The sequence below is a fragment of the Vibrio sp. GLN_1 genome (assembly GCF_043106015.1).
Classification (GTDB): domain Bacteria; phylum Pseudomonadota; class Gammaproteobacteria; order Enterobacterales; family Vibrionaceae; genus Vibrio; species Vibrio parahaemolyticus.
In genome coordinates, this window is the sequence record NZ_JBICMD010000009.1 from 1 (window position 1) to 5,510 (window position 5,510).

Consider the following 5,510-nt stretch of genomic DNA (forward strand, 5'->3'; position numbering starts at 1 on the left):
AATTGAATGTGTAGAGAACACAAAAACAGCTTTCCGAATTAAAGAATTTGCTTGGCGACCATAGCGTTTTGGACCCACCTGACTCCATTCCGAACTCAGAAGTGAAACGAAATAGCGCCGATGGTAGTGTGGGGTTTCCCCATGTGAGAGTAGGACATCGCCAGGCTTTAATTTAGTTTTTTCCTTTTTAAAAGGCGAAGACAAAAGTTAAGAGAGCCCGTTTGTAAAAGCGGGCTTTTTTAGTCCTCACGGACACAAATAATGTGCTGATATGGCTCAGTCGGTAGAGCGCATCCTTGGTAAGGATGAGGTCCCCAGTTCGATTCTGGGTATCAGCACCATTTATTATTTGTTTTATGTTTTAAATTAAAGCCTAAAACAAAATGTAAAGAATTTTACTTGGCGACCATAGCACTTTGGACCCACCTGATTTCCATTCCGAACTCAGAAGTGAAACGAAGTAGCGTCGATGGTAGTGTGGGGCTTCCCCATGTGAGAGTAGAACATCGCCAGGTTCTTATTTAGACTCCAGAGTCTAACCAGTGCGGAGCGGTAGTTCAGTTGGTTAGAATACCGGCCTGTCACGCCGGGGGTCGCGGGTTCGAGTCCCGTCCGCTCCGCCACTTATTTAGAAAGCCTTGCTAGAAATAGCAAGGCTTTCGTCGTTTAAGGCCAAGTCATTTTCCCCTTCAGAGAAACTAATTCCGTTTCAGTGCTCGGTACTTATTCCAACCCTTGTAGTCCGGCCATTTATACGGAATCCTCATTCGCAATAGCGATGCTCTCTCATCTACAAGCACCTGTCTTTGCCTATCTGTATTCTAGGCATATACAAACTAATTTGACTCATTTTGGTTTGCTTAAGAAGAATAAGCTTTATGGCTTTGTTGATTCATTTAGTCCTAGCCTAAAAGCTTTGGTTTTCAATCGTGTCTTGAGTCTAGCTTCAGTTTAGTTAGTATTTCGTTGCCATATCATCATGTTGAGACTCGAAGTTATCAAATGAGTCTCGCATTTATGCAATCTTTGAATTTTCGAACTGGCTTGCTATGTGATCCATTCCTAGTCCTTATACTCACGGCTTTTTCGCTTGTTAATGTCAACACTGTCAGAAAACTTTGTTTGCTTTGCTGATTTCTACTAGAAGGATTACCCTAAAAGGAGTTCTCGTAGGAGTTAGTCTGGTGATGCAACAAATAAAAAATGAAACCTTAAAAGAAGTATTTAAACAATGGGCTTCCGACGACGGAGTTGTGGTCATCAACCCTGCAACTGAGCAAGAGTTAATTCGCTTGAAACCGAGTTCAATTGAAGAGTTGGATTGCCTCATTGAAGCGTGTTCGGCTGAACAAGTTCGATGGGCTAAGTTGAGTGCGAAAGAGCGATCTAGCTGTTTGAAAAACTGGCATCAATTGTTGATGGAACACGCTGAAGATATAGCGACCATTATTACATTGGAACAGGGTAAGCCATTGTCTGAAAGCCGCGGGGAAGTGAGCTACGGGGCATCTTTTGTAGAGTGGTTTGCAGAAGAGGCTAAACGAGCTTATGGCGAAGTTATCCCAGCTCCTGCTGTAGATAGACGTTTATCTACAATTAAACAGCCTGTAGGCGTGTGTGCTGCGATTACACCGTGGAATTTCCCTATTGCTATGATCACACGAAAAGCGGCACCTGCGTTAGCTGCTGGGTGTGGGATGATCATCAAACCGTCCGAGTTGACCCCTCTGACCGCACTAGCGGTTGTTGAACTTGCGTATCAGGCTGGTATCCCTAAGCCGCTTTTACCTGTTGTTATTTCTGAACAGGCCGCTGAGTTTGGTCAGGTGTTATCGATGGATCCTAGGATCAAGAAGATTTCATTTACGGGTTCGACTCGCGTCGGCAAAATTTTGATGAAGCAGGCTAGTGAAACTGTTAAAGCGGTATCGATGGAACTTGGAGGTAACGCTCCGTTTATTGTTTTTGAGGATGCTGATTTGGAATCAGCTGCTGATGGGCTTATCGCGTCCAAGTTCCGCAATGCAGGACAAACGTGCGTGTGCACAAACCGTTTATATGTACATCAAAATGTCAAAGTGCGCTTTATGGAAAAAGTGCTCGCGAAAATGATGGAGCTAAATGTTGGGAATGGCTTGGAGTCTGGTGTGACAGTTGGGCCAGTGATCACCATGGCTTCTAAGCATCGTCTGGAGGCTATTATTGATCAGGCGTTACAAGAGGGGGCTACCATTGCTAACCGTCCTCAAAAGCTCGCAGGGCGCTTTATGGAGCCTGTAATTTTGGATAATGTCGATCAAGGCATGGCTATCGTGCAGCAAGAGTTGTTTGGGCCTGTATTACCCGTATTAACATTTGAAGATGATGAACAAGTGTTAGCAATGGCCAATGATACTGAGTATGGCTTAGCTTGTTATTTCTATACCGATAGCCTTAAACGAATTATCAAGTTCACTGAAGGCTTGGAATACGGAATGGTTGGTGTGAACGAAGGTATTATCTCGACAGAAGTTGCGCCATTTGGTGGTATTAAAGAGTCAGGTGTTGGGCGTGAAGGCGCGAAACAAGGGCTCGATGAGTACCTAGAGACGAAATACATTTGTCTTGGTGGCTTAAACTGATCTTTGGATGAGAGTGAAAAAGAGAAAGCTGGGTTTCTAAACCTGGCTTTTTGTTTATAGAGCAAAGAGGAGAGAAGGGTGTATTTCTTCCAGATGCAAAAAAGCCGCATCAAGTGATGCGGCTTTTTCTAATATGGCTCCCCCTACTGGACTTGAACCAGTGACCTGCGGATTAACAGTCCGTCGCTCTACCGACTGAGCTAAGGAGGAACAAATTTTAATAAGTGGTGCCGACTACCGGAATCGAACTGGTGACCTACTGATTACAAGTCAGTTGCTCTACCTACTGAGCTAAGTCGGCACATTTTCATTAACAAGTAATTAGCTTGCCAATTGAAAGTGGCTCCTCCTGCTGGGCTCGAACCAGCGACCTGCGGATTAACAGTCCGTCGCTCTACCAACTGAGCTAAGGAGGAATTGTCTTTTCTAAGAAAAAATGGTGCCGACTACCGGAATCGAACTGGTGACCTACTGATTACAAGTCAGTTGCTCTACCTACTGAGCTAAGTCGGCGTACCGTTATTCTTTATATTGTTCGTGTTAGACACCAACAATTTTAAATTGTGGTGCCCGGAGGCGGAATCGAACCACCGACACGAGGATTTTCAATCCTCTGCTCTACCGACTGAGCTATCCGGGCGACGAGGTGTATTAAAAGGCTTTTCGGCTTTCAGGTCAACAATAAAATTAAAATAAAATATCGTTTGATGAAAATGTGCTCGGAGTGGGCTGTTTTTATGCGTTTTAAATAGGGATACACCATGTTTTAAGCTTTTCTAAGAAAGAAATTACGAGCTTGTTTGCTAAATAAATGCGACAAAAACAAAAAAAGCACGTTTGAAAACGTGCTTTTTAGTGAACAATTGACTTTAAACTAGTGCTTTACGGAGAACTTATTTACCCATCCTTCCAGTTCATTTGCCAAAGAGGCCAAACTTTGGGTGCTCGATTGGCTCTCTGTTACCACTGAATTTAGCTTACTTCCGCTCTCTTCAATCAGATTTATGCGGTGTGCAATGTCATCACTGACTTGCGTTTGCTCAGCTGCTGCCGTCGCAATTTGCTGACTCATTGCTGTGATAGATTCAAGCGCGGTAACGATCTGTTGGAGAGCTTCTGATGCATTCATCGATTCAGTTACTGTGCTTTCACTTGTTTCCGCACAGATTTCCATTGTATGAATGGCATTGCGAGAGCCTTCTTGAAGATTCGAGATCATGTGTTGGATCTCTTTTGTGCTGTCTTGAGTTCGACCTGCAAGATTACGTACCTCATCTGCTACTACAGCAAAGCCTCGTCCTTGTTCGCCTGCTCGGGCTGCTTCAATTGCAGCGTTCAAGGCTAATAGGTTGGTTTGTTCCGCAATATCCCCGATTACATCCAGAACTTTCACGATGTTGTTTACATCTTGATCGAGATCGGCAACCGCTTTACTTGCAGTATTCAGCTGAGTCGCAAGACCTTGGACGTTATCTACCGTACTGTGGATCAGTGATTGAGTGTGCTGACTTTGTTTATCTGCTTCATCGGTATTACGTGCTGTGTCGCTAGCAGAGCTTGCCACATGGTTAGCGGAAGAAGCCATTTCTGTCATCGCTGTTGCAATCATTGCGGTCGATTGCTGCTGAGAAACGGTAAGATCGGCGATGGAATTTGAGCGCGACTCTACTGCTGATAGCTCATCGCGTAGAGCGTGCATCGATTGTTCAAGGTTAGTCACCATGGTTGCCAATGATTGGCTCATATTCTGAACCGCATGGTAGATACTGCCTTTTGGAGCGACGGTATCAAAGCTAGTTTGGATGTTACCTTGTGCAACCGCTTGAACCGCTTCTCGTACATCGTTAGGTTCACCTCCTAAGAGATTGAGCATTTTGCGAATCGAGATTATCAAGCCTCCAAGAATTGAACCTGCGATAACCAGACACAGCATAAGCTGCCACTGTGCTGTCGACCAAAAACGTGCATTCACTTCATTAAAGCCAATACCTGTGCCGACAACCCAACCCCAATGTGGTGTTTTTTCTGCTATTGAGTGTTTTTCTTCAATGCTGCCGTCGGCCTGTTTTTGGCTCCAGGTATATTCAACAATCTGACCTGTTTTGCGACCCAAAACATCTAGGATGAGTTGGCCTACGCTATTACCGCTGCCATCTTTAAAGTCATGGAAACTGGTTCCGTGTAGTTGAGGATCTAGTGGTGCGGCAATAAACATCATATTTTCGTCCGCCACATAAACGTACTCGTTGTCTTTGTAGATGTTGTTACGCAGTAGGCGTGTTGCGAGTGCTTTTGCTTCCTCTTCAGGCATCTTGCCTTCAACTGCCATTTTTTCTACTTCAGTCAGAATGCTGTATGCACTCTTGAATAGCTCAGTTACTCGAGCTTTGTTATCGAGGTTACTTGCGACGCGTAAGGTCCATAAACCTGTAGCGGTCAAGGCTAGCAAAGCTAACAGTATGATCGCGGATAATAAGTAGGCTTGAGTTTTTAATTTCATATTTGGCTCACAAAATGTGTCATTGCTATGCAAAGCATGGCTTATGTCAATAATCTAATAGCCGACGCATCTTATTGAAGAAGTGGTATTACGCCTACAAGCACGTATTGAAACTATGATGAGGATTAAATTTTTAGCGTGAAATAAGTATTTTTGAAGAGGGGATTTAATATTCGGTGATGTTTGGATATGAAGTGCGAAGCAAAGGAATATTAAAATGGAGAATAGGGCAGATGCAAAAAAGCCGCATCAAGTGATGCGGCTTTTTAAATTGGCTCCTCCTGCTGGGCTCGAACCAGCGACCTGCGGATTAACAGTCCGTCGCTCTACCAACTGAGCTAAGGAGGAACTATTCTGTTTGTGTCTTGCCATTCAGCAAGCGCACCAAA

Annotated in this window: 2 protein-coding genes, 8 tRNA genes and 2 rRNA genes; 5 read left to right on the forward strand and 7 right to left on the reverse strand. The window is 44.2% G+C overall.

The features are described 5' to 3' along the window. The first annotated feature begins 50 nt into the window (after positions 1–50). The 5 genes from rrf (ACF8OV_RS04810) to ACF8OV_RS04830 all read left to right on the forward strand — a co-directional run bounded on the left by rrf (ACF8OV_RS04810) (position 51) and on the right by ACF8OV_RS04830 (position 2,621). Positions 51–166: ribosomal RNA gene (gene rrf, locus ACF8OV_RS04810) — 5S ribosomal RNA — on the forward strand. A 99-nt stretch (positions 167–265) separates the two neighbouring features. Further along, positions 266–341: transfer RNA gene (locus ACF8OV_RS04815), tRNA-Thr, on the forward strand. Positions 342–398: 57 nt separating this feature from the next. Continuing rightward, positions 399–515, forward strand: a 5S ribosomal RNA gene (rrf, locus tag ACF8OV_RS04820). Between the two features lie 31 nt (positions 516–546). Then, positions 547–623 (forward strand) — tRNA-Asp (locus ACF8OV_RS04825). 561 nt (positions 624–1,184) lie between these two features. Then, entirely contained in the window at positions 1,185–2,621 is a 1,437-nt protein-coding gene (locus ACF8OV_RS04830; protein ID WP_195744750.1) for an NAD-dependent succinate-semialdehyde dehydrogenase, read from the forward strand. A 134-nt stretch (positions 2,622–2,755) separates the two neighbouring features. Here the strand turns inward: ACF8OV_RS04830 and ACF8OV_RS04835 are convergent. From ACF8OV_RS04835 to ACF8OV_RS04865, 7 genes are all read right to left on the reverse strand, one after another. Next, positions 2,756–2,831: transfer RNA gene (locus tag ACF8OV_RS04835), tRNA-Asn, on the reverse strand. A 15-nt stretch (positions 2,832–2,846) separates the two neighbouring features. Then, positions 2,847–2,922: transfer RNA gene (locus ACF8OV_RS04840), tRNA-Thr, on the reverse strand. Positions 2,923–2,961: 39 nt separating this feature from the next. Next, positions 2,962–3,037 (reverse strand) — tRNA-Asn (locus ACF8OV_RS04845). A gap of 21 nt (positions 3,038–3,058) precedes the next feature. Then, positions 3,059–3,134 (reverse strand) — tRNA-Thr (locus ACF8OV_RS04850). A 51-nt stretch (positions 3,135–3,185) separates the two neighbouring features. Beyond that, positions 3,186–3,261, reverse strand: a tRNA-Phe gene (locus tag ACF8OV_RS04855). 234 nt (positions 3,262–3,495) lie between these two features. Next, positions 3,496–5,121, reverse strand: coding sequence for a methyl-accepting chemotaxis protein (locus ACF8OV_RS04860; RefSeq protein WP_020841295.1), 1,626 nt, complete (start codon positions 5,119–5,121; stop codon positions 3,496–3,498). 272 nt (positions 5,122–5,393) lie between these two features. Beyond that, a tRNA-Asn gene (locus ACF8OV_RS04865) sits at positions 5,394–5,469 on the reverse strand. Between the last annotated feature and the right edge of the window lie 41 nt (positions 5,470–5,510).